The sequence below is a fragment of the Zwartia lucis genome (assembly GCF_965234455.1).
GTDB lineage: Bacteria > Pseudomonadota > Gammaproteobacteria > Burkholderiales > Burkholderiaceae_B > Zwartia > Zwartia lucis.
Map to the genome: position 1 here is coordinate 665,852 of NZ_OZ248473.1, position 22,305 is coordinate 688,156.

Annotated in this window: 22 protein-coding genes; 11 read left to right on the forward strand and 11 right to left on the reverse strand. The window is 51.8% G+C overall.

The window, feature by feature from the left end; all coding sequences use genetic code 11:
- Positions 1–8: 8 nt before the first annotated feature.
- The 4 genes from AC8GE9_RS09520 to AC8GE9_RS09535 are packed head-to-tail and all read left to right on the forward strand — an operon-like array spanning position 9 to position 3,594.
- On the forward strand, positions 9–611 hold the full coding sequence (locus AC8GE9_RS09520; protein WP_506676926.1) for a TRAP transporter small permease: 603 nt from the start codon (positions 9–11) through the stop codon (positions 609–611).
- Positions 612–623: 12 nt separating this feature from the next.
- The gene (locus AC8GE9_RS09525; protein WP_506676927.1) at positions 624–1,916 is read left to right on the forward strand and encodes a TRAP transporter large permease; all 1,293 of its coding nucleotides are present in this window, start codon (positions 624–626) and stop codon (positions 1,914–1,916) included.
- 14 nt (positions 1,917–1,930) lie between these two features.
- Positions 1,931–2,857, forward strand: a complete 927-nt coding sequence (locus AC8GE9_RS09530) for an NAD-dependent epimerase/dehydratase family protein (RefSeq protein ID WP_506676928.1) — start codon at positions 1,931–1,933, stop codon at positions 2,855–2,857.
- Positions 2,858–2,859: 2 nt separating this feature from the next.
- On the forward strand, positions 2,860–3,594 hold the full coding sequence (locus tag AC8GE9_RS09535; RefSeq protein ID WP_506676929.1) for an SDR family NAD(P)-dependent oxidoreductase: 735 nt from the start codon (positions 2,860–2,862) through the stop codon (positions 3,592–3,594).
- On the opposite strand, the gene AC8GE9_RS09540 is transcribed toward AC8GE9_RS09535, so the two are convergent.
- From AC8GE9_RS09540 to AC8GE9_RS09590, 11 genes are all read right to left on the reverse strand, one after another.
- Positions 3,579–4,811 (reverse strand): CaiB/BaiF CoA transferase family protein, encoded by a 1,233-nt coding sequence (locus tag AC8GE9_RS09540; protein ID WP_506676930.1) that lies wholly within the window; start codon positions 4,809–4,811, stop codon positions 3,579–3,581. The genes AC8GE9_RS09535 and AC8GE9_RS09540 overlap by 16 nt on opposite strands.
- A gap of 273 nt (positions 4,812–5,084) precedes the next feature.
- On the reverse strand, positions 5,085–5,969 hold the full coding sequence (locus AC8GE9_RS09545; RefSeq protein ID WP_506676931.1) for an alpha/beta fold hydrolase: 885 nt from the start codon (positions 5,967–5,969) through the stop codon (positions 5,085–5,087).
- Between the two features lie 30 nt (positions 5,970–5,999).
- Complete coding sequence (locus AC8GE9_RS09550; RefSeq protein WP_506676932.1) at positions 6,000–6,983, reverse strand: TauD/TfdA family dioxygenase; 984 nt, start codon at positions 6,981–6,983, stop codon at positions 6,000–6,002.
- A gap of 36 nt (positions 6,984–7,019) precedes the next feature.
- Entirely contained in the window at positions 7,020–8,303 is a 1,284-nt protein-coding gene (locus AC8GE9_RS09555; protein WP_506676933.1) for an amidase, read from the reverse strand.
- Between the two features lie 223 nt (positions 8,304–8,526).
- A complete protein-coding gene (locus tag AC8GE9_RS09560; RefSeq protein WP_506676934.1) occupies positions 8,527–8,790 on the reverse strand; it encodes a GNAT family N-acetyltransferase in 264 nt (87 codons plus the stop codon).
- A 3-nt stretch (positions 8,791–8,793) separates the two neighbouring features.
- Positions 8,794–9,183: a hypothetical protein gene (locus tag AC8GE9_RS09565; RefSeq protein ID WP_506676935.1), complete on the reverse strand. Its 390-nt coding sequence runs from the start codon at positions 9,181–9,183 to the stop codon at positions 8,794–8,796.
- Between the two features lie 36 nt (positions 9,184–9,219).
- Positions 9,220–10,401 (reverse strand): 2-methylaconitate cis-trans isomerase PrpF, encoded by a 1,182-nt coding sequence (gene prpF, locus AC8GE9_RS09570; RefSeq protein ID WP_506676936.1) that lies wholly within the window; start codon positions 10,399–10,401, stop codon positions 9,220–9,222.
- A 72-nt stretch (positions 10,402–10,473) separates the two neighbouring features.
- Entirely contained in the window at positions 10,474–13,068 is a 2,595-nt protein-coding gene (gene acnD, locus AC8GE9_RS09575) for a Fe/S-dependent 2-methylisocitrate dehydratase AcnD (protein WP_506676937.1), read from the reverse strand.
- Positions 13,069–13,082: 14 nt separating this feature from the next.
- Complete coding sequence (gene prpC / locus AC8GE9_RS09580) at positions 13,083–14,282, reverse strand: bifunctional 2-methylcitrate synthase/citrate synthase (protein WP_506676938.1); 1,200 nt, start codon at positions 14,280–14,282, stop codon at positions 13,083–13,085.
- A gap of 18 nt (positions 14,283–14,300) precedes the next feature.
- Positions 14,301–15,194, reverse strand: a complete 894-nt coding sequence (gene prpB / locus AC8GE9_RS09585) for a methylisocitrate lyase (RefSeq protein WP_506676939.1) — start codon at positions 15,192–15,194, stop codon at positions 14,301–14,303.
- An 83-nt stretch (positions 15,195–15,277) separates the two neighbouring features.
- Positions 15,278–16,267, reverse strand: a complete 990-nt coding sequence (locus AC8GE9_RS09590) for a malate dehydrogenase (RefSeq protein ID WP_506676940.1) — start codon at positions 16,265–16,267, stop codon at positions 15,278–15,280.
- Between the two features lie 229 nt (positions 16,268–16,496).
- Here AC8GE9_RS09590 and AC8GE9_RS09595 point away from each other — a divergent pair, with 229 nt between their 5' ends.
- From AC8GE9_RS09595 to gltA, 7 genes are all read left to right on the forward strand, one after another.
- Positions 16,497–17,267 carry a GntR family transcriptional regulator gene (locus tag AC8GE9_RS09595; RefSeq protein ID WP_506676941.1) on the forward strand — a complete coding sequence of 257 codons (771 nt, stop codon included), beginning with the start codon at positions 16,497–16,499 and terminating at the stop codon, positions 17,265–17,267.
- A gap of 90 nt (positions 17,268–17,357) precedes the next feature.
- Positions 17,358–17,768: a succinate dehydrogenase, cytochrome b556 subunit gene (gene sdhC, locus AC8GE9_RS09600; protein ID WP_506676942.1), complete on the forward strand. Its 411-nt coding sequence runs from the start codon at positions 17,358–17,360 to the stop codon at positions 17,766–17,768.
- The gene (gene sdhD, locus AC8GE9_RS09605) at positions 17,768–18,151 is read left to right on the forward strand and encodes a succinate dehydrogenase, hydrophobic membrane anchor protein (protein ID WP_506676943.1); all 384 of its coding nucleotides are present in this window, start codon (positions 17,768–17,770) and stop codon (positions 18,149–18,151) included. The genes sdhC and sdhD overlap by 1 nt, the downstream gene beginning before the upstream one ends.
- 3 nt (positions 18,152–18,154) lie before the next feature.
- Positions 18,155–19,933 carry a succinate dehydrogenase flavoprotein subunit gene (gene sdhA / locus AC8GE9_RS09610; protein WP_506676944.1) on the forward strand — a complete coding sequence of 593 codons (1,779 nt, stop codon included), beginning with the start codon at positions 18,155–18,157 and terminating at the stop codon, positions 19,931–19,933.
- A gap of 22 nt (positions 19,934–19,955) precedes the next feature.
- On the forward strand, positions 19,956–20,672 hold the full coding sequence (locus tag AC8GE9_RS09615; protein WP_506676945.1) for a succinate dehydrogenase iron-sulfur subunit: 717 nt from the start codon (positions 19,956–19,958) through the stop codon (positions 20,670–20,672).
- 12 nt (positions 20,673–20,684) lie between these two features.
- Positions 20,685–20,945 carry an FAD assembly factor SdhE gene (locus tag AC8GE9_RS09620; protein ID WP_506676946.1) on the forward strand — a complete coding sequence of 87 codons (261 nt, stop codon included), beginning with the start codon at positions 20,685–20,687 and terminating at the stop codon, positions 20,943–20,945.
- A gap of 45 nt (positions 20,946–20,990) precedes the next feature.
- Positions 20,991–22,292: a citrate synthase gene (gene gltA, locus AC8GE9_RS09625; protein ID WP_506676947.1), complete on the forward strand. Its 1,302-nt coding sequence runs from the start codon at positions 20,991–20,993 to the stop codon at positions 22,290–22,292.
- Positions 22,293–22,305: the final 13 nt, after the last annotated feature.

A 22,305-nucleotide genomic window follows, 5' to 3' on the forward strand; every position in this document is an offset into this window, starting at 1 on the left:
AACCTGCCATGATGATGCCAATACCGATTGGATTGACGATAATTTTTTGGATGTCACTGGCACTTGCCGCTTGGTTGGTATTTGTGATTCGCGATGACTATTCTAACGAAAAGGGGGCGACCAAACTTTGGCTTTTCCTTGAGGATGGAATCAGCCAAGCCTTAATCTTAATGATGCTTTTGACTGCAACCTTGCAGGTGCTTGCACGCCACATATTGCCCTCTGAGATTTCAATGCCGTGGACTGAGGAGGGTGGGCGTCTGATGATGGTCTGGTTAGCGCTCTGGGGAGCGGCCGCTTTACAGAGAGTAGATGACCACATCTGCATGACGGTGCTCTATGACGCGCTTAGTAATGTTGGAAAGCGCTTAATGCTTATTTTTAGTGACATAGTGACCCTCGCTGTGCTGTTGCCTGTGGTCTATTGGGGCTGGCAGAACGCTCGCGTTTTGGACATCATGACGTCCATCTCTCTGGGTCTTCCCCTATCTATTTTTGCTTACTCGGTGCCTGTGACAGGCGCCGTCATGATTGTCTACACCGCCAAGCTTCTGACTGATCGGCTACGCGGCATCATGCCGACGGTTCGTCAAGAAGTGCAAGACGTTTAAGAGGGGTTGAACATGGACGGGTTGACGCTAATCACTATTACATTTTTTGTTTTATTTCTCATGAGGGTACCGATTGCTTTTGTGTTGATTGGAGCGTCCGCGGTGGGGATCTTGTTTGCGCCTTCGCCGATTCCCATCTCTACCTTGCCGACGACCATTTGGCAGGGGCTTAACCATTTCGTGCTGATGGCGATTCCATTTTTTGTGCTCATGGGTGACTTAGCGCTGGTATCCGGTGTGACACAGCGTTTGGTCAATGTCGCAAAAGCATGGATTGGCCATATTTCTGGTGGACTAGCCCACGTGAGCGTTACGGTGAATATGGTCATGGCGGGAATGTCAGGCTCTGACCTGGCTGATGCTGCAGCAACCGGAAAGCTTCTGATTCCCGCGATGAAACGCGCTGGTTATCCCGTCGCGTACGCCGCATCGATCATCGCTGGTGCGGCCATGATCGGGCCACTGATCCCGCCGTCAATCGCCTTCATCTTGTATGCGTCAGCCACAGAGGCTTCGGTCGGTCGCCTCTTTCTGGGAGGCGCTGTGCCTGGCGTGCTATTGGGCATCTTTTTGATGTGCCAGGCGTATTTTGTAGCCAAGATCAACAACTATCCGCGAGAGCCCAAGGTGCCAACGGCACAACGCTGGCGTGATACGGCAATCGGGCTTCCGGTTCTGTGTATCCCAGTGGTCGTTTTGGGCAGCATGTTGACGGGCATCGCCACCCCGACTGAGGCGGCTGTTCTGGGTGTTTTGGCTGTGATCTTGGTGGGGGGGGTGATCTACCGCGAGCTTTCTGCCAAGGCGTTCTCACGGCAAATCTTATCCACGGCACGCACGGTCGGTTCGGTCTTTCTGATTATCGGTGCGGCAGCAATTTTCGGGCGCGTTTTGACGCTGTATGGCGCTGCGGATGGCTTGGCAACTTGGATGACCAGTATCACCAATGACCCGGTGGTCTTTTTGTTCGGCGTTGCTCTGCTGTACTTATTACTGGGTGCGATGCTGGACACAGTGCCGATTATTCTTGTCTTTGTACCCCTGATGATGCCAACGGTGGTTGCCTTGGGAATCAACGAAGTTCACTTCGGCGTGATCACGGTGTTCACCTTGTTGATCGGACTGGTGACGCCACCCTACGGTCTAACGATGTTCTTGCTATGTCGAATGTCGAACATTAGCATGATGAGTTTTTGGCGAAAGCTCTGGCCCATATTCCTCACTATGCTCTTTACGCTGATCCTGTTGATTCTGTTCCCTGAGCTGACGATTTGGCTGCCCGACCTACTTATGCCTCTTAAATGAGTTGGGTCGAGTCCATGAGCAAAGATAGCGTTCTGGTGACAGGGGTCGGTGGGTTGATTGGGGCTGCAGTCGCGAGTCGTTTCGCACAGAGGGGCTGTGCAGTCGTGGGGATGGATAGATCGCAGCCGCTTGGGTTTAAGCTGCCTTTCGTGTCTCACGACCTTCCGGACCCACATCGTTGGTATCAAGTGATTCGGGAGCATCGCGTCAATAAAATAGTGCATGCTGGGGGGGTTTCTGGGCCGATGCTGCTCAATGACTCACCCAATAGAATCGTTCAAATTAACTTGGACGGCTTAACTGGATTGCTTGAAGCTGCGCGTATTGAGGGCATAGAGCGCATCATTGGGTTTTCATCGGTGGTTGCCTATGGCGACCACCCTGACTTGAGTGAGATCACCGAGAAGTCGTGGCTTAATCCCTCAAGCATCTACGGTGCAACCAAAGCCGCGGGAGATGCCTTGGTCAACGCCTATTTTCTGAGTCATGGCGTTGACATGGTCACGTTTCGTGTCGCAGGCGGTTATGGTCCCGGTCGCATCACACCTTGTCTGATACGTCTGCTCATTGAGGACGCCTTGGCGGGCTGCAGGAGTCTTGTCTGTGAGGATCCCCATCGGACTCGCCAGTACATCTTTGTCGATGATGTGGTGGATGCGGTGATCCAGGCCATGGACCAGCCAAAATTGCCTCAAAGAACCTATAACATTGGACCGGGCGTGATCCACACGGCACGTGATGTGATTAGCGCGCTCCAAGCTTGCCTACCCAACGCTCAGGCTGAGATTGATCCGGCTGGGATGCGTTGGAACAGTTTTGGGGTCGGTTTGCTCAACATTGAGGCAGCCAGACGTGACTTTGGTTTTGAGCCCGCGACTGACCTCGTTGAAGGCGTGCGAAAGACCATGGAGTGGGTTTTGCAAAGGCAGGCACCACGGTGAAAATGGATAACCTTCTTGACTTCAGCGGGCGACGTGTGCTGATCACGGGCGCTGCCAATGGTTTTGGAGAGGCAATCGCCCGAAAGTTTCACGCCTATGGCGCCTCCTTGCTGTTAGCTGACATAGAGTTAGAGCGTGTGCAATCCTTGGCCTCTGAGCTTGGGGGGGTAGGCTATCAGTTCGATCAGTCTGACCCCGCGTCGGTCGATCGCTTGTGCCAGGTGGTTGGTGAGGTAGACATTCTTATTAACAATGCGGGCATTCTCATCGCAAAACCACTGCTTTCAATGTCCGTACAAGACGTGCAGGCCTTGGTCGCCACTGACTTTGTCGGCGTTTGGCAGTTGATGCGAGGCGTGGGCGAGGCAATGGTCAACCGCAAGAAAGGTGTGATTCTGTCGATTGGTTCTCAGACGGCTTTTTGTGGTGGAGAGAATCGCGGAATCTATGCCTCGATGAAGGCGGCTGTCTCACAGTTAACACGGGCGGCTGCCGTCGAGTGGGGCCCTTCAGGTGTGAGAGTCGTCTGTTTGGCGCCTGGGCGCTCCCTGACCCGCATGACCCAAACAACAGCAGCGACAACCTATAAGGGCGACCGCGGCTTAGAGCGCGTGCCGCTAGGTCGATGGGGAACCACCGATGAAGTCGCCAACATGACCCTGTTTCTTTGTTCGGATGCGGCGAGCTATGTGACCGGTGAGACCCTGATTGCGGATGGAGGTTACGTATTGGGGTAAGGCACTTGACTGCGATCCCGATACTGGTCGTAGACCACGTTTTGATCGAACAGTGCGCTAATTTCAGCCTCACTAAGGCCGACAGAATTCAAGACATCGGCGGTGTGTTGTCCCAACCACGGCGCAGGTAAGCGGATTTTGGTGAACTCGCCGCTAGACTTAACAGGCGACCCAAATGCCTTGGTTTTACCCATGATCGGATGATCAATCTCCACAATCATGTTGCGCGCCAAAATATGCGGATCTGAAAGTGCCTGGTCAAACGTGTAGACCGGTCCTGCAGGGATCCCAGCCGCGTCAAGTTTGCTTACCCAGTGAGCCGTCGGCTGAGTCTGAAAAACGCCTTCAATCAACGTTTCTAGTAAATCAGCGTTTTTAACGCGTTCGGAATTGTTCACGAACCTAGGGTCAGCAGCCCATGTAGGTTGTGCGACCACGGAATCACAAAACGCTTGCCAAGCCTTCTCCGTGTTGGCTCCAATGGTGATGTATCCATCAGCGGTCCTGTAAGCCTGATAGGGAGCTGTGCGACGATGGCGGGTACCCATCGGTAAGGGCAGTTCACCAGACCCAAAAAAGGCAGCAATTTCCCAGAAAGACCAGGCTAGGCCTGCTTCGAGCAGGGATGTCTCAACGTACTGCCCTTTGCCAGTCCGCAAGCGCGAAATATAAGCACCCAAAATCGCGTACAAGCCCGTCACGCCGGAGGCGATGTCATTCATTGAGATGCCGACCTTTGTAGGTCTACCATCGGGTTCGCCAGTCATCGCCATGATGCCGCTCATGCCTTGGGCGATGATGTCGTATCCACCCTTGCTGCTGTAGGGGCCGGTTTGCCCGAATCCGGAAAGGGAGCAATAAACAAGACCAGGGTTTAACTCTTTCAAACTCTCGTAATCGATACCGAGTCGTTTAGCCACGCCAGGGCGGAAGTTTTCTGTCACGATATCAGCCCGCTTGGCGAGCGCCATCACAATCTTCTTGCCTTCGGCAGACTTCAGGTCAATGGCTAGGCTTCGCTTGTTGCGGTTGATGACAGCAAAACAATACGACTCGCCGTTGATCTTTGGGTCAAACGCACGAGATGTGTCGCCACCGGGAAACGCCTCCACCTTGATCACATCGGCGCCCATGTCTCCAAGAATCATTGAGCAATAAGGGCCAGCAACGAAACTGGTGAAATCTAGGACAGTGACACCTTCGAGTGGTAGCGGCATGATTAACTCCAAAAACATTAAAAAACATCCGATCACTCTATCAGCTAAATCCGCGTTCTAGGTAGTGGTTTGCAATCGTTTTCTGTTATGGATTAAGCCGAACCTTGCATGATGGAAAGCGATTCGAATTTGTCATCGAACTCTGAAATATCGGCCCCTGAAACATGGAAAAGCTAATGGCGTTATGGCGATCAGGGTTGTTGAAAACAATCCAACCAACATGATCTGACTTTCCAAACAAAATCTTTGGGGTCAAAGGATGCTCGGTGAATGTCATTTACTCATCCCGGTAATGGAAGTCACCATTGCGCGTGGATCACGCTGAGGCCAGCGACCGCTGTCTACCCATCCAATAAAATCGCCTAACTCGCGATTAAAGGCGTCTGCGGCTTCTAGATTGATCGTGTGACCAACGTTGGGTAGCACCACCAACGCAGCTGAGGGGATTGATTGCTTCATCAGAAGCCCCGGTAACAGACAAGGCCAATCTTCATCACCATTGACAATAAGAGTCGGCACCGTCATTTTCTCAAACTGATCCTTGAGCTCATATAGAGAAGGGCGTTCCCTTTGGACACCTAATTGGGTGTTGCCTGAGCCCAAAGCCGAATGCTCTTTAAACATTGCCTTAAACTCTTCAAACCCTCGAGGGTCTTTATTCTCGAACTGCACACGGGTAGGACCCTTGGAGTACATCTCCACGAATGCCTCCATCCCTTGCTCAAACAGAACAGCGGCTGAGTTTTCATTCTCTATGCGGAACTGGGCACGCTTTTCGGGTTCGGCACCGTACCCGCAACCAGCAACACAAATTGAAAGCGTTCGCTCTGGATAATTAAGCCCTAAGTGCAAACTGGCAAAACCGCCCATGGATAGGCCCGCCACGTGTGCTTTTTTTGAGCTCACCGCATCCATGACGCACAAGATGTCTTTGACCGCCCGCATCTGCGAGTAAGAAGACACCTCTGCTGGTACGTCCGATGGAGGCCAGCCCCTAGCGTTAAATGTGATGCAGCGATAGCGACGCGCAAAGTGTCGCACTTGTGGCTCCCAGCTTCGGTAGTCGGCGCCAAATTCATGCACAAAAACGAGGTCTGTACCAGAACCTGTCACTTCATAGTAGAGCTTCACGCCATCATCTGTTAACGCGTACGACATATCATTATCTCCAAAAGAAAATTATCTAAACTAACCCATATAACTGCGTCGACCATAGTCGCGCAAGAAGATTCTGATCAGGTGCCGCTTTTTGTCGGGCTCATCGTAGTCAACGTAGTTAGACCGCAGGTGAGCCATTTTAAAATTATTGACGAACTGCATCTGTCCGGCGACAAGCGTGAACGTTAAATGGTTCTCGGGCTCAGCCAAGATCTCTGAGATGGCATCAATAGCCGCACGTCCTTTGTCATCAAGTTTCTTGCCTTCTAGCTCGTAGCCCACCGGAATGAGCGAACGGTTATAGCGTGCGCGAACGTCCTTGCCATCAAATTGAAACATAGAATGCCAATGCGTCGGATGTTCATTTTTGGCGTGCTCACCTTGCCTGTTCCAGTAGAAGGGCTCGTAGAGCCGCTGCATCAGGGCTGGGTCTCTTTTGCGCAATTCATTATGTGCGTTCAAAAGACTACCTGCCTGACTGATGCCACCTTCCTTAGCGGTCCTCAGAACCAGCAACCCGAGGTAAGGAGGCGCAAAATTAAACCCGTAGTCGCTATGCCAAGACAGCTCTTGGTTCGTCAGGTCACCTCTGACTGTGACATCCGTTTTCTTACCCGTGTCTTTAACATCGTAGAGCAAGCGGCCATCATAGGCCTGAGCCACAGGACGAGCAATTCTGCTCGACAGTAACCAATAAATTTGGGTCAGGCTTTCTTTGCTATATTTCTCGACGTCGAGTTTGTCGACGATCGCAAATCCCACTCCCTCATCGAGAATGGCTTTTACTTTTGCCATTAGCGCATCCGAGTGTGGCATCGGGTAGTCCGATAGGCATAACGCTGTCGTCTCTACCGGATTTTTACTCAGAACCTCAATGGTCTGGTCAATCTCTTCAAGCAAGGCATTGGTGACGGGGATCAGGTAATCCGATTCGTTGACTTGAGCGTTTTTCCACGCGATCTTACCCTCAATTTGCCGGTCTAACATATTGGTTTGCGCGTCGTATTTGATCATCGCTGTTTTGCTCCGTGTGGTGACCGACAAGGGTGTTTACTTTTGCAATTGTTTTTCAATCCAGCTACCCATCTCCAGCAATTGGTGATGGGTGCCTGTGCCCACCACCTGCATCCCCATCGGTAGTCCCGAGGGGCCCTTGAAAAAGGGTATGTTCAATGCAGGCAGGTAGGTTGAGGTCCAAATGAAATTAAAGGTCACTGGCCCCGTATCCTGCAGACCGACTGGAGCTTCGCCAGGCGAGGAGAGACTGACAACGCCGTCAAACTCAGCCAAGGTTAAAGAGATTAATGACCGGGCCCTTTCGAAGACGGCTCTTGCGGCTTGGTAATGATCAAAACTGATTTCCAGTCCCTCTTGAACCAGCGCACGGGCGGCTTCGGACATAAGCTCCGGGCTTGTCAGTGCGTCTTGCAGGAAATACCGACTGCCTTCGAACTTATTGATCGTCCATGACGCAGTCAACATCTCTTTGTCCAGACTGTCGAGCCTGACTTCATGAAGTTGTGCTTTGCTTGCACTGAGTGTCGTGAGCATCTTCTCAAAGCTTTCAACGGCAGCAGGCTGAGCTTGATCCCAAAAAGCAGTTCGATAAATTGCAATGTTGGGTGCATCAATCAATGACGTATCAATTTTTTGATTCGGAGTCTTTTGCAGGGCACAATAAAAAAGCGACAGGTCTTCAAGGCTACGTGCCATGCAACCCAGAGTATCAAAGGAGTGCGCAAGATTCTTCACACCCGCAAAACTTAGGTCACCGTAACGAGGTTTTAGCGCATAAACACCGCAATAAGCTGCGGGTCGGATCACAGAGCCAGCCGTTTGAGTGCCGATTGCGAGAGGAACCATTTGTGCAGCAACGGCAGCTGCAGAGCCCGAAGAAGATCCGCCAGGTGAGTGCGCAAGGTTGTGGGGGTTTTTGCAGCTGCTGGGAGTGCGATAAGCAAATTCGGTGGAAGCGGTCTTTCCCATAATGATGGTTCCCGCTTCTTTGCACAACGTCACACACACTGCATCTTGCGCGGGAAGGTGCCCCTTGTAAATCGCCGACCCATAAGTAGTTGGAAAATCGATTGTTTCAATGTTGTCTTTGAGCCCGATAGGGATGCCCGTCAGCGGCTGGGTTGACGGCTTTTCATCCGCACGTTTTGCTGCAGCAATCACTGCATCTGGATCCAACGATGTCCATGCTTCTATGGATTTGTCTAAGGACGAAATACGTTCTAGACAGTCGACCACTAAGTCGATCGCTTTTATCTTTTTCTGGTTAATCATTTCAACCGCTTCGGTCGCGGTTAATTCAAAAAGATGCCTAGTCATTTTGCAGCTCACAAGTCAGATGTGGTGATTCATTCGATTTGTGTAACAGAAAAATATGCATTTGACAAGAACGCAGATACAGAACGCAGATACACAGATACACAGATACACAGATTACGCTAAGTAATTTATATGGTGAATTAACTTGGCGTCAAAGTGGTGGGATGCCTATTGTTATCGGGGCATGCGCGTGACATTTGTCCCCTTTCTTCTTGAATATGAGTCAGTTCAAAAAAATGGGGTGCTTTTTGATATAGGCCGCCACATAGCTGCATTGAGGGATGACCTTCCAGCCTTGTGACTGAGCATGTTCTAGCGCAAACTTGGTAATCTCAGCAGCTAGACCGCGTCCGCCGAGCTCGCTTGGAACGCCTGTATAAGTGATGGTCATCACCTTATTGTTCAAGGTGTAATCGAGCACGCAGCGATGACCTTCAAGCCTGAGCTCAAAGCACTTGCCTATGACATTGTGTTCAATCGTACTCATCAATTAAGACCCTATGATCAAAAGCGCCCAAAGTCCCAACATTGCGACAATTCCCACTGCGCAGCTACCCCACAGACCAACAATGGGCCAGCGCACACTCATCGGTAGGTTTACGGGATCAACGTGCGACAACAAACGGTTCGCGTTACTGGCAAACGAGGCGGTAGATTTGTGAAAAAGGATACGTAAAAAGTAGTCTAGCGTAATCGTCAATCTGATGCTGATAGGCAGGTCTGCGAATCTGCGCTCTTTAAGATAGGGATGTTTAAAACGGGCGTTGACTTCGTTGATCTTAAAAAACCACAAGTACGCGCCTGAAATGAAAAACACAAAGGAGCAGGTGACGAAAAACGTAAAAGTCAGAACGAGTGCGTGAGAAAAATATTGTTGCATAGTGCCTGCTTAATCGTTGATAAGTGTTCGCGCGGATTAGCCCGGAACGCGAACCCAGCCTTCCATGAGGACACGGGCGCTGCGACTCATGATGGCTTTGGTGACTTGCCACTCTCCGTCGACTTGGTTGGCCTGCGCGCCGACTCGCAAGGTACCAGACGGATGTCCAAAACGAACGGAGTCCAAGTTGCCGCCACCTGCAGCAAGATTGACAAGCGTGCCAGGAATAGCTGCTGCAGTGCCAATGGCTACAGCCGCTGTGCCCATCATGGCGTGGTGGAGTTTGCCCATCGACAACGCGCGAACCAAGACATCGATATCGGATGCGGAGATTGCTTTGCCACTTGAGGCAATGTAATCAGCAGGCTTGGCCACAATCGCGACTTTAGGCGTGTGTTGACGTTTGGCGGCTTCTTCGAGCTGACTGATCAGGCCCATGCGCAGCGAACCGTAGGCACGAATTTTTTCAAACATTTCAAGCGCTTTGGGATCGCTATTGATATCGTCTTGAAGTTCGGTGCCTTTAAAGCCTACGGATTCCGCGTTGATAAAAATCGTAGGAATGCCGGCATTGATCATGGTGGCTTTGAGTGTGCCCACGCCAGGAACGACCAAATCGTCCACGATATTGCCTGTGGGGAACATCGCGCCACCACCACCTTCTTCTTCCGCTGCGGGATCCATAAACTCTAGCTGAACTTCAGCGGCGGGGAACGTCACGCCATCGAGCTCGAAATCTCCCGTCTCTTGTACAGCACCATCTGTCATCTGTACGTGAGAAATAATAGTTTTACCAATGTTTGCTTGCCAGATCCGGACGGTCGCAATGCCATTTTCCGGAATGCGACCAGGGTCAACTAAGCCATTGCTAATGCTAAAGGGGCCCACAGCAGCGGACAGGTTGCCGCAATTGCCACTCCAGTCGACGAAAGGCTTGTCGATTGAGACTTGGCCAAACAAGTAGTCCACGTCATGCTCTGGGCGAGTGCTTTTAGCCAGGATGACGGTTTTACTGGTACTCGAGGTCGCAGCACCCATGCCATCTGTTTGCTTGCCATAGGGGTCTGGACTGCCGATGACGCGCATCAGCAACGCATCGCGCGCAGCACCAGGTACCTGCGTGGCGGGCGGCATATCCTGCAAGCGAAAGAAAACGCCTTTGCTTGTGCCGCCACGCATATAGGTGGCGGGAACTTTAATTTGAGGGGTGTGCGCCATTTGAAAATTTCCTAAAGTAAATGGCTCTCAGTGGAGCCAGGCCAAGCCCTCCGTGAGGGCCCGCTTGTGTCGTTAAGCCGCTGCGGTCGATTCTAAAAAGTCTTGGGCGAAACGCTGCAAGACGCCGCCCGCTTCGTAGATTGAAACTTCTTCGGCTGTGTCGAGACGGCATGTCATTGGCACTTCAAGTCTTTCACCATTTTTACGCGTAATGACAAGAGTCAAGTTCGCAAGTGGTGTCGGTTTACCAAGCACGTCGTAGATCTCAGTACCATCGAGCTGCAAGGTCTTGCGATTGACGCCAGTTTTAAACTCAAGCGGCAACACGCCCATACCCACCAAGTTGGTGCGATGGATACGTTCAAAGCCCTCAGCCGCGATCGCTTCAACGCCTGCCAGGCGAACGCCTTTGGCCGCCCAGTCGCGCGAGGAGCCCTGGCCATAGTCTGCGCCTGCCACGATGATCAATGGCTGTTTACGCTCCATATAGGTCTCGATCGCTTCCCACATGCGTGTGACTAGACCCTCTGGTTCAATGCGTGCCAGCGAGCCTTGTTTGATTTGACCGTTTTCCAGCACCATCTCGTTGATGAGCTTGGGGTTGGCAAACGTCGCGCGCTGCGCCGTCAGATGGTCACCGCGATGGGTCGCGTAGGAGTTGAAATCTTCTTCGGGCAAGCCCATTTTTTCAAGATATTCGCCAGCCGCGCTATCCAGCATGATGGCATTCGAAGGAGATAAATGATCTGTTGTGATGTTGTCACCCAGGACCGCCAGTGGACGCATGCCTTTTAATTCACGCGCACCCGCAAGTGCGCCTTCCCAGTAGGGCGGGCGACGAATGTAGGTGCTTTGAGGGCGCCAGTCATACAGTGGACTGAGCTTCTCACCTGTGTCCACCGTCGCGGCGAACATCGGCTCATACACTTTGCGAAACTGTTCGGGCTTGACGCTGGCCTTGACGATGGCATCAATTTCGTCGTCCGAGGGCCAGATGTCCTTGAGCATGACGGGTTTGCCCTGCTGGTCGATACCCAGCACATCGCGCTCGATGTCAAAGCGAATCGTGCCCGCGATCGCGTAGGCCACCACTAAGGGGGGCGAGGCCAGGAATGCCTGTTTCGCATAGGGGTGAATACGACCGTCAAAGTTACGGTTGCCGGACAACACAGCCGTGGCATACAAATCGCGATCGATGATTTCCTGTTGAATCACAGGATCCAGTGCACCGCTCATGCCGTTACAGGTCGTGCAGGCAAAACCTACAATTCCAAAACCAAGTGTTTCGAGTTCAGCTAACAACTTCGCGTCATTCAAGTAAAGCTCAACAGTTTTTGAGCCAGGTGCGAGTGAGCTCTTGACCCAAGGTTTGCGGGTCAGTCCGCGTGCATTGGCGTTGCGGGCTAACAGACCTGCAGCAATCACATTACGTGGATTGCTGGTATTGGTACAACTGGTAATCGCCGCAATAATCACAGCACCATCAGGCATCAGGCCGGGCTCATTCTCTACTTTGCCGGAAATGCCCTTGGCAGCGAGATCAGTCGTGGCGACACGGCGATGTGGATTGGAAGGGCCTGCGATATTTCTGACGACCGAGGACAAGTCGAAATGTAAGACGCGCTCATACTCAGCGGTCTTGAGGCTATCGGCCCACAGACCCGCTTGCTTGGCATAGGTTTCAACAAGTTTCACTTGCTCGGCTTCACGACCTGTCAAGGTCAGATAATCGATGGTTTGTTGATCGATATAAAACATGGCCGCCGTCGCACCATACTCGGGCGTCATATTTGAGATCGTGGCACGATCGCCGAGTGTCAGGTGCGCCGCACCTTCACCGAAAAACTCAAGATAGGAGGACACCACTTTTTGACTACGTAAATACTCTGTGAGTGCCAATACCAAATCAGTGGCGGTGATGCCAGGCTGCAATTTGCCGGTCAGTTCCACACCAATGATGTCAGGCAGTCTCATCCACGAAGCGCGACCGAGCATCACGCTCTCGGCCTCGAGGCCGCCCACGCCAATCGCGATCACGCCAAGGGCGTCCACATGCGGTGTGTGACTGTCTGTGCCGACCAAGGTATCCGGAAACGCGACACCCTCTTGGGCATGCACAACAGGCGACATGCGCTCCAGATTGATTTGGTGCATGATGCCGTTGCCGGGAGGAATCACGTCAACGTTTTTAAAGGTCTTTTTTGTCCAGTTAATAAAATGGAAGCGATCTTCGTTTCGTCGATCTTCGATAGCACGGTTTTTTTCAAACGCGTCCGGATCGAAACCGCCACACTCGACGGCCAAGGAGTGATCGACAATCAATTGTGTCGGCACCACCGGATTGACGAGTGCGGGATCTCCGCCTTGCGCTGCGATCGCATCCCTCAGGCCTGCCAGATCCACCAGAGCAGTTTGCCCAAGAATGTCATGACAAACTACCCTGGCAGGAAACCAGGGAAAATCCAGGTCGCGTTTGCGTTCGATGATTTGAGTCAACGAAGCGACAAGTGTCGCAGGATCGCAACGCCGCACCAAATTTTCAGCCAATACACGCGAGGTATAAGGCAGCTTGTCATACGCACCAGGTTTGATGGCATCGACCGCCGCACGGGTATCGAAGTAATCAAGCTTGGTACCTGGAAGAGGTTTGCGATTCGCAGTATTCATATTGTTGATGCTGATTAACGACGTTTGGCGAGAGGAACGAATTTCTGATCATCAGGGCCGGTGTAATGAGCCGCCGGACGAATGATCTTGTTATCGATACGTTGCTCGATGATGTGAGCAGACCAGCCTGCCGTACGTGCGATCACGAATAACGGTGTAAACATCGCTGTTGGTACGCCCATCATGTGATAAGAAACGGCCGAGAACCAATCGAGATTCGCGAACATTTTTTTCGCATCCCACATCACACCCTCGAGACGATCGGCGATGTCATACATCTTGGTCGTGCCGGCTTTCTTTGACAGACGCAAGGCGACATCTTTGATGACCTTGTTACGTGGATCAGAGATCGTGTAGACAGGGTGACCAAAGCCGATGATGACTGCTTTGTTTTCAACGCGCGCACGAATATCCGCTTCAGCTTCGTCCGGAGTTTCGTAGCGTTTCTGAACTTCAAAGGCCACTTCGTTTGCGCCGCCGTGCTTGGGGCCGCGCAGCGCGCCGATGCCGCCGGCAATCGCAGAGTACATATCAGAGCCTGTGCCAGCGATCACGCGGCAGGCAAAAGTCGAGGCATTGAACTCATGCTCTGCATACAGAATGAGTGAGGTGTGCATTGCACGCACCCAGTCTGCATTGGGTTTTTTTCCATGCAACAGGTGCAAGAAATGCGCACCGATCGAGTCGTCATCGGTTTGCACGTCGATGATGCGACCATTATGGCTAAAGTGATACCAGTAGAGCAGGGCAGAGCCGAGGTTGGCCATGAGACGATCTGCAATGTCACGCGCATCAGGCGTGTTGTGATCTTCTTTTTCTGGCAGGATGCAGCCCAGTGCCGAGGCGGCGGTCCGCATCACGTCCATGGGGTGGCTGGCAGCAGGTAGCGATTCCAGAACCGTTTGCAGCTGGGCGGGCAGGCCGCGCATGGAGCGCAGTTTTTCTTTATAAGCGGCTAACTCAACCTTGTTAGGCAGTTTGCCGTGAATCAGCAGGTGGGCGATTTCTTCGAACTCGCTTGTATCGGCGAAATCAAGAATGTCATACCCGCGGTAATGCAAGTCGTTGCCGCTGCGACCAACTGTACATAGGGCTGTATTACCCGCAGTCACGCCTGATAATGCAACAGATTTTTTTGGTTTAAAGACCGGTGCTGCAGTCTCAACAGTTTTGACGGGAGCGGCGCGCTTCACCGTTTTTTTGGTCGTGGCCATATAGAGCTCCTCAGTCAATTATTTGGATTTGCCTTGGGCAAACAGCGCATCGAGCTTGCCTTCGAATTCATGATAGTTGATGCGATCGTAAAGCTCATCACGTGTTTGCATGAGGTCAATCACATTGCGTTGGTGACCGTCGCGGCGGATGGCGGTGTATATCGTCTCTGCAGCTTTGTTCATGGCACGGAAAGCGGAGAGTGGGTAGAGCACCATGCCCACGCCTGAGCTGCGCAATTCTTCGACTGAAAAAAGTGGAGTTTGACCAAATTCAGTGATATTGGCGAGCAAGGGTACGTTGACTGCTTTGGAAAATTTTTCAAAGGTGGCGAGGTCATAGGCGGCCTCGGGAAAAATCGCATCCGCGCCAGCTTCAACGCAAGCAATCGCACGTTCAATCGCTGCGTCCACGCCATGCGAGGCGATCGCATCGGTGCGTGCGATCAGGTAGAAACTGTCATCAGTGCGTGCATCGGCTGCTGCCTTGACGCGATCGCGCATTTCTTCTGTTGACACGATTTCTTTGCCAGGGCGATGACCGCAGCGCTTGGCGCCGACTTGGTCTTCGATGTGGCAGCCGGCTGCGCCGAATTTGCTCAAGCTTTGAATGGTTCGAGCGATGTTAAAAGCGGAGGGGCCAAAACCAGTGTCGATATCGACGATCAACGGTGTATCGCATACGTCTGTAATGCGGCGCACATCAGTCAGTACGTCATCCAGCGTGTTGATACCCAGGTCGGGCAAACCCAAAGAGCCTGCCGCGACACCACCACCGGAAAGGTAGATGGCCTTGAAGCCGGCGCGCTTAGCAAGCAGAGCGTGGTTGGCGTTGATGGCGCCGATGATTTGCAGAGGCGTCTCGGCCGCGAGTGCTTCGCGAAACCGTTGACCAGCAGGGGCTTGTTTGGACATGATGTTCTCCGAAATGAGTTTGTATTTTTTAAAAGGGAATGTGATGAAAAAATGGACCCTTGTGGGGCCCATTAACTCGGTGCTTACTTGAGTAAATGAGCGACTGCGTCGCGCTCTTCTGTCAGCTCTTTAAGCGTCAGGTCCATACGCTCACGTGAGAACGCATCAACCTCAAGCCCTGTCACACGGTGATATTCGCCGCCTTGGCATGTGACGGGTACACCATACATGATGCCTTCGGGTATGCCATAGGTGCCATCTGAAGCAACGCCCATCGTGACCCACTTGCCATGTGTGCCCAGCACCCAATCACGGACGTGATCGATGGCAGCATTCGCGGCTGAAGCGGCGGAAGACAAACCACGCGCTTCAATGATGGCGGCGCCCCGTTTGCCAACGGTTGGCAAGAACACGTCGCGGTTCCAGGCTGCATCGTTGATGAGTTTTTCTACGCTCTGGCCGCCGATCGTCGCGAAGCGATAGTCAGCGTACATGGTGGGTGAGTGGTTGCCCCAGACCGCGAGTTTTTGAATGTCGGCGACAGGCTTGCCCATTTTTGTGGCCAACTGCGACAAGGCGCGGTTGTGATCCAGACGCAACATGGCTGTGAAGTTTTTGGCCGGCAGGTCGGGTGCTGATTTCATTGCGATGTAAGCATTAGTGTTGGCTGGGTTGCCGACGACTAATACCTTGACGTTGCGATTTGCCACGGCGTTCAGGGCTTTGCCTTGAGCTGTGAAAATGGCGGCATTCACGGCTAGCAGATCCGCACGCTCCATGCCGGGACCACGAGGACGTGAACCCACCAAAAGTGCGACCTCGACGTCTTTGAAGGCTTCGAGAGGGTCGCTGTGGGCCGTCATCGATTGCAGCAAAGGGAAAGCGCAATCATCGAGTTCCATCATGACGCCCTTGAGCGCCTTTTGAGCTTTTTCATCAGCGATCTCAAGCAGTTGCAGGATCACTGGCTGGTCTTTGCCAAGCATTTCGCCTGAAGCAATACGGAATAAAAGGGCGTAACCGATCTGGCCTGCTGCACCAGTAACCGCAACACGCACGGCGGGTTTGGACATAACGATCTCCGATAGAACTGAGAGGATTGTGAGAAAAAGTAATAAATGAGTTTAGCTTTTTTGTGGAACGTCTTTTAAAAGAGGCGATGTGCAAGAAAATCAACCTTGCAATGCTAATGCAATTGCAGTCGTTTCGTCAACGATCTTATATCTTATATAAGACACAAGAGTGATGGACTTTCGCCTTGTGCTGTGCCATAATATAGGATGATTTTTAAAAGCCATTCCGATGTCTGATAGCGCTCAATCTCGTACCGCCTTAGCCGACTCTGAAACGAGCACGGCTGCAGCATTTAGCCCGCTCTACCAGCAGATCAAAGCTTTGCTGGTCAAGTCGCTTGATGCCGGCGAGTGGAAGCCCGGAGAGTCCATTCCGAGCGAGATCGAATTAGCCGCACGCTTTCAGGTGAGCCAGGGTACGGTAAGAAAAGCAGTTGATGAACTGGCTGGTCAAAACATATTGTTAAGGCGACAGGGTAAGGGCACCTTTGTCGCGACGCATCGAGAGCCGCGGGTTCGTTTCAGGTTTTTGAGGCTTGCACCTAACGAAGGGGCGCCTGAGCCCGCACAAAGCAAGGTGTTGGATTGCCGTCGTATCCGCGCGAACGCGGAAATTGCACGTGCGCTTGAAATCAAGTCGGGCGATCCTGTGGTGGCGATTCGACGTATGTTGTCTTTTTCAGATATTCCGACTGTCATCGATGATATTTATCTACCTGGTGCTTTATTCAAGGGTTTGACAGCCGATTTGCTTAATGATTACTCGGGGCCGCTTTACGGTTTGTTTGAGTCTGAGTTTGGCATCAGTATGGTACGCGCAGATGAAAAGTTGCGTGCTGTCGTAGCACCGGATGACATTGCCCACGCCCTTGGTTTGGCGGCTTCAATAGCCCTACTCTGTGTAGAGCGAATTTCCTTCACCTACGGAAACCGTCCTGTAGAATTACGTATCGGTCATTATGTGACTAATGAGTATTATTATCGTAATAGCTTGAATTGATTGATTTTTTTTACCGTTTTGCACGCAGTCACTACATGAGCGAAAATAGAGTGTTTTCCCTTATTCAACAGTTCTTAGTTCGAGGTCGTTATGTCTGACACAGCTAACAAGCCGCGTCCTCAATTTCGTAACATTCATGTTACTGATTTGATGAAGTATCGCTTGCCGATGGCCGGAAAAGTATCCATTCTTCACCGAGTGAGTGGGGCTTTACTCTTTTTGTGCTTGCCTTTCCTGATTGCATTGTTTGCAATGAGTTTCGTGAGCCAATCTGGGTTTAATGCTCTGGCAATGGTCATTGGTCACCCCCTCGTTAAGTTGATTCTTTTAGTCCTGATTTGGGGCTATTTGCATCACTTCTGTGCTGGCATTCGTTACTTGATTCTTGATTTGCATATCGGATTGGACAAAGAATCTGCAGCAAAAAGTGCAAGTCTCGTCATCGGCGTGAGCTTGGCGCTTACTTTGGTCTTTGGCCTCAAATTATTCGGAGTGTGGTGATGGTTCCCGTTGATAAAATCGGTCCTAAGCGTCTGGTCGTTGGCGCACACTACGGCACGGGCGAGTTTATTGCTCAACGCGTCACGGCCATTATTCTTGCTGTCTACACACTCGTATTGTTGGTCGGTATCCTCACGATGTCGGGCTTTACGCATGAGGGATGGAAGAATCTCTTCACGTTTACAGTGCTTTTTATGCCTGTGGGACAGATTCTCGCTACGCTCGCAATGTTTTCGCTTGCTTGGCATGCTTGGATCGGCGTGCGCGACATTTGGATGGACTACATCAAACCAGTAGGCCTTCGCATCTTGTTGCTTGTGTTGACTATTTTGTGGTTAGTTGGATCGGTCGTGTACTTCGTACACATCCTTTGGAGAAATTAAGCCGTGGCATCAGTCAAATCAAATTTACCGCGCCGTCAATTTGACGTAGCGGTCGTGGGTGCCGGCGGAGCTGGCATGCGTTGTTCGCTTCAACTCGCAAATGCGGGCCTGTCCGTTGCTGTGCTTTCAAAGGTCTTTCCAACACGCTCGCACACCGTGGCGGCGCAAGGTGGTATTGGTGCTTCTTTAGGCAACATGAGCGAAGACAATTGGTACTGGCACATGTACGACACCGTCAAGGGTTCGGATTGGCTTGGCGACCAGGATGCAATCGAGTTCATGTGTCGCGAAGCACCCAATGCGGTGTACGAGCTTGAGCACATGGGTATGCCTTTTGACCGCAACCCTGACGGCACGATTTATCAGCGCCCGTTTGGTGGTCACACCGCCAATTTTGGTGAAAAGCCCGTCCAGCGCGCCTGTGCAGCTGCCGACCGCACAGGCCATGCCCTTTTGCACACCCTTTATCAGCGTAACGTGGCTTCACGCACGCAGTTTTTCGTTGAGTGGTTGGCGCTTGATCTCATCCGTAACGAAGCTGGCGATGTGCTAGGTGTCACTGCTCTCGAGATGGAAACGGGCGAAATCTATATTTTCGAAGCCAAAACGACAGTGATCGCTACGGGTGGCGCGGGCCGTATTTGGGCTGCATCGACCAACGCCTTTATCAATACAGGCGACGGAATGGGTATGGCCGCTCGTGCAGGCATTCCCATGATGGATATGGAATTTTGGCAGTTTCACCCCACGGGCGTAGCCGGTGCGGGCGTGCTGATTACTGAAGGTGTGCGCGGTGAAGGCGGTATCCTTTTAAACAAGGATGGCGAGCGCTTCATGGAGCGTTATGCGCCTACCTTAAAAGACTTAGCTCCGCGTGATTTTATTTCGCGATGCATGGATCAGGAAATTAAGGAAGGACGTGGTTGCGGACCGGACGGAGCATACGTTCACCTCAAGCTCGACCACCTCGGCGCCGATGTGATCAACAAGCGTTTGCCTTCGATTCTAGAAATCGGACACAAGTTCGCCAACGTTGACGCCACCAAAGAGCCCATTCCTGTTGTGCCAACCATTCACTATCAAATGGGTGGTATTCCTTGTAATTACAATGGCCAAGTCACCACTTGGGATGGCAAAGAGACCAAGATCGTCAATGGTCTGTATGCGATCGGTGAGTGTTCGGCAACATCCGTTCACGGTGCGAATCGTCTGGGTACCAACTCTTTGTTGGATTTGATTGTGTTTGGTCGTGCTGCAGGCAACCATATCGTTGCAGCGCATCCCGAGCGCCAGCAAGCACATCAGCCTTTGCCCCAAGAGTCAGTCGACTTCTCCCTGGACCGCGTCAACAAACTCGAGCAGCGCAAAACCGGCGAAAAGGCTCAGGTCGTGGGCAACGAAATCCGTAATGCCATGCAACAGCACTGTGGCGTGTTCCGTACGATGGATTCCCTCAAAGAAGGCGTGGCAAAGATCGATGCCCTGGCCGAGAAAGTCGATAACATCGCTTTCCAGGACAAGTCCAAGGTCTTTAATACGGCACGTATCGAGGCGCTCGAACTGAGCAACATGATCGAAGTGGCACGTTCGACGATCCATTCCGCCGCAGCACGTACGGAAAGCCGTGGCGCCCACGCGCTGGATGACTTCCCGACACGTGATGATGACAATTGGATCAAGCATACGCTTTGGTACTCTGAAGGCAATCGCCTAGATTACAAGCCTGTGCAGATGCAGCCACTCACAGTCGAAAGCTTCCCGCCCAAGACCCGTACATTCTAAGTCAGGATATCTGGAATAAATCATGAGCAAAAAACGCATCGTGAAGTTTGAAATTTACCGCTACGATCCTGACAAGGATGAGCGTCCATATATGCAAAAACTCGAAGTCGAGTTGCAGCCCACTGACAAGATGCTGCTTGATGCGTTGATCCGCATCAAGATGGATGTCGATGACAGCTTGGCACTGCGCCGTTCATGTCGCGAAGGCGTGTGTGGCTCGGATGCAATGAACATCAATGGTAAAAATGGACTTGCCTGCACAACCAACATGCTCGAGCTCAAAGAGCCCGTGGTTTTGCGTCCGCTTCCAGGTCTGCCAGTGATTCGCGATTTGATCGTCGACATGACGCAATTCTTCAATCAATACCATTCCATTCGCCCTTACTTGATCAACGACACGCCGCCGCCCGAAAAAGAGCGTCTGCAGTCGCCTGAGGCGCGCGAAGAGCTTGATGGCTTGTATGAGTGTATTTTGTGCGCCTGTTGCTCGACCTCGTGCCCATCATTTTGGTGGAATCCTGACAAGTTTGTGGGTCCTGCAGGGTTGTTACAAGCCTATCGCTTTATTGCGGACGACCGCGATCATGCCACGGCAGAGCGCCTCGATAACCTCGAGGATCCATACCGCTTGTTCCGTTGCCACACGATCATGAATTGTGTGGACGTGTGTCCAAAAGGTCTGAATCCATCGCGCGCGATTGGTAAGATTAAAGAAATGCTTGTGCGTCGTACGGTTTAAATAAGAACTCACATGGGAACGCTATCAGATCAGGATCGAGTCAGGTTACGTTGGCGTGCCAGACGTGGCTTGCTCGAGAATGATCTAATTCTTACCCAGTATCTCGATACTTTCGAGAAAGAGTTGACGGATGTCGAGGTCGGTGCCCTGACTCAACTATTTGAACTCGGTGATAATGAGCTGTTAGACTTACTATTAGGTCGCATCGAGCCCGAGGGGGTGCTTGACCGGCCCGCAGTCAAGATGGTGCTTGCGCAGATTCGCGCGGCATAGACAGCATGTTGATTGGCTAACCAAAATTAAACGAAGGAATTACGTATGAAACTGTCCGATAAAAAAGCCACGCTCTCGTTCTCAGACGGTAGCCCCTCGGTCGATTTCCCGATGTATGACGGCAGCGTCGGCCCGCAGGTCATCGACATTCGCAAGTTGTATGGACAGACAGGTCTGTTTACGTACGACCCAGGTTTTTTATCGACAGCATCTTGTACGTCAAATATCACCTACATTGATGGTGACAAGGGTGAGTTGCTTTATCGTGGCTACCCAATTGAAGAGCTCGCGGTCAATTGCGACTTTATGGACATTAGCTATCTCATTTTAAATGGTGACTTACCTGATCCTAAACAGAAGACTGATTTTGATTATCTCGTGTCCCATCACACGATGGTCAATGAGCAGATGCACTTCTTTCTCCGTGGTTTCCGTCGCGACGCGCATCCGATGGCGGTGTTGACGGGTTTGGTTGGTGCTTTGTCCGCGTTCTATCACGACTCGACTGATATCAGTAACCCACATCACCGTCATGTTTCAGCGATTCGTCTGATTGCCAAGATGCCAACGCTTGTGGCGATGGCATACAAATATTCACAAGGCCAGCCTTATATCTACCCACAGAACAACCTGTCATACACGGGTAACTTCCTGCGGATGATGTTCGCGACACCTTGCGAAGAGTACGTGGTTAACCCTGTAGTTGAGCGTGCGCTTGACCGTATCTTTATTTTGCACGCTGATCACGAGCAAAATGCTTCGACATCTACGGTGCGTTTATGCGGATCGTCAGGAACGAACCCGTTCGCTGCGATCGCTGCAGGTGTTGCTTGTTTGTGGGGCCCCGCACACGGTGGTGCCAACGAAGCATGCTTGCAAATGCTCGAGGAGTTGCAGGCCAAGGGTGGCTTGTCCAAGGTCGGCGAGTTTATGGAGCAGGTCAAGGACAAAAACTCAGGCGTCCGTTTGATGGGCTTTGGTCATCGGGTGTATAAAAATTACGATCCCCGTGCAAAACTCATGCAACAAACCTGCAAAGAAGTCTTGGCGGCCCTCGGTCTGGAAAATGATCCCTTGTTTAAACTCGCGATGGAAGTCGAGCGTATTGCACTCGAGGATCCATACTTCGTAGAGCGCAAGCTGTATCCAAATGTGGACTTCTACTCTGGTATCGTTCAGCGCGCCATTGGCGTTCCAACTGCGTTGTTTACAGCTATTTTCGCTTTGGCGCGCACTGTAGGCTGGATTGCGCAATGGAATGAAATGATTTCTGACCCAGAGTACAAGATTGGCCGTCCACGCCAGCTGTATCAAGGTGCTGTGTCACGCTCGGTTCCAAAGCGCTAGTCATAAAAAATAC

Excerpts from the sequence above, each read along its gene's own strand:
- sdhD (WP_506676943.1), top strand. The coding sequence starts at position 17,768 with ATGGTTCCCGTTGATAAAATCGGTCCTAAGCGTCTGGTCGTTGGCGCA.
- AC8GE9_RS09550 (WP_506676932.1), bottom strand. The coding sequence starts at position 6,983 with ATGATCAAATACGACGCGCAAACCAATATGTTAGACCGGCAAATTGAG.
- AC8GE9_RS09545 (WP_506676931.1), bottom strand. The coding sequence starts at position 5,969 with ATGTCGTACGCGTTAACAGATGATGGCGTGAAGCTCTACTATGAAGTG.
- AC8GE9_RS09590 (WP_506676940.1), bottom strand. The coding sequence starts at position 16,267 with ATGTCCAAACCCGCCGTGCGTGTTGCGGTTACTGGTGCAGCAGGCCAG.
- prpF (WP_506676936.1), bottom strand. The coding sequence starts at position 10,401 with ATGGCGCACACCCCTCAAATTAAAGTTCCCGCCACCTATATGCGTGGC.
- AC8GE9_RS09540 (WP_506676930.1), bottom strand. The coding sequence starts at position 4,811 with ATGCCGCTACCACTCGAAGGTGTCACTGTCCTAGATTTCACCAGTTTC.
- AC8GE9_RS09530 (WP_506676928.1), top strand. The coding sequence starts at position 1,931 with ATGAGCAAAGATAGCGTTCTGGTGACAGGGGTCGGTGGGTTGATTGGG.
- AC8GE9_RS09555 (WP_506676933.1), bottom strand. The coding sequence starts at position 8,303 with ATGACTAGGCATCTTTTTGAATTAACCGCGACCGAAGCGGTTGAAATG.
- acnD (WP_506676937.1), bottom strand. The coding sequence starts at position 13,068 with ATGAATACTGCGAATCGCAAACCTCTTCCAGGTACCAAGCTTGATTAC.
- AC8GE9_RS09520 (WP_506676926.1), top strand. The coding sequence starts at position 9 with ATGATGATGCCAATACCGATTGGATTGACGATAATTTTTTGGATGTCA.
- gltA (WP_506676947.1), top strand. The coding sequence starts at position 20,991 with ATGAAACTGTCCGATAAAAAAGCCACGCTCTCGTTCTCAGACGGTAGC.
- AC8GE9_RS09565 (WP_506676935.1), bottom strand. The coding sequence starts at position 9,183 with ATGCAACAATATTTTTCTCACGCACTCGTTCTGACTTTTACGTTTTTC.
- sdhC (WP_506676942.1), top strand. The coding sequence starts at position 17,358 with ATGTCTGACACAGCTAACAAGCCGCGTCCTCAATTTCGTAACATTCAT.
- AC8GE9_RS09615 (WP_506676945.1), top strand. The coding sequence starts at position 19,956 with ATGAGCAAAAAACGCATCGTGAAGTTTGAAATTTACCGCTACGATCCT.
- AC8GE9_RS09535 (WP_506676929.1), top strand. The coding sequence starts at position 2,860 with ATGGATAACCTTCTTGACTTCAGCGGGCGACGTGTGCTGATCACGGGC.
- AC8GE9_RS09595 (WP_506676941.1), top strand. The coding sequence starts at position 16,497 with ATGTCTGATAGCGCTCAATCTCGTACCGCCTTAGCCGACTCTGAAACG.
- AC8GE9_RS09525 (WP_506676927.1), top strand. The coding sequence starts at position 624 with ATGGACGGGTTGACGCTAATCACTATTACATTTTTTGTTTTATTTCTC.
- prpB (WP_506676939.1), bottom strand. The coding sequence starts at position 15,194 with ATGTCCAAACAAGCCCCTGCTGGTCAACGGTTTCGCGAAGCACTCGCG.
- prpC (WP_506676938.1), bottom strand. The coding sequence starts at position 14,282 with ATGGCCACGACCAAAAAAACGGTGAAGCGCGCCGCTCCCGTCAAAACT.
- AC8GE9_RS09560 (WP_506676934.1), bottom strand. The coding sequence starts at position 8,790 with ATGAGTACGATTGAACACAATGTCATAGGCAAGTGCTTTGAGCTCAGG.
- AC8GE9_RS09620 (WP_506676946.1), top strand. The coding sequence starts at position 20,685 with ATGGGAACGCTATCAGATCAGGATCGAGTCAGGTTACGTTGGCGTGCC.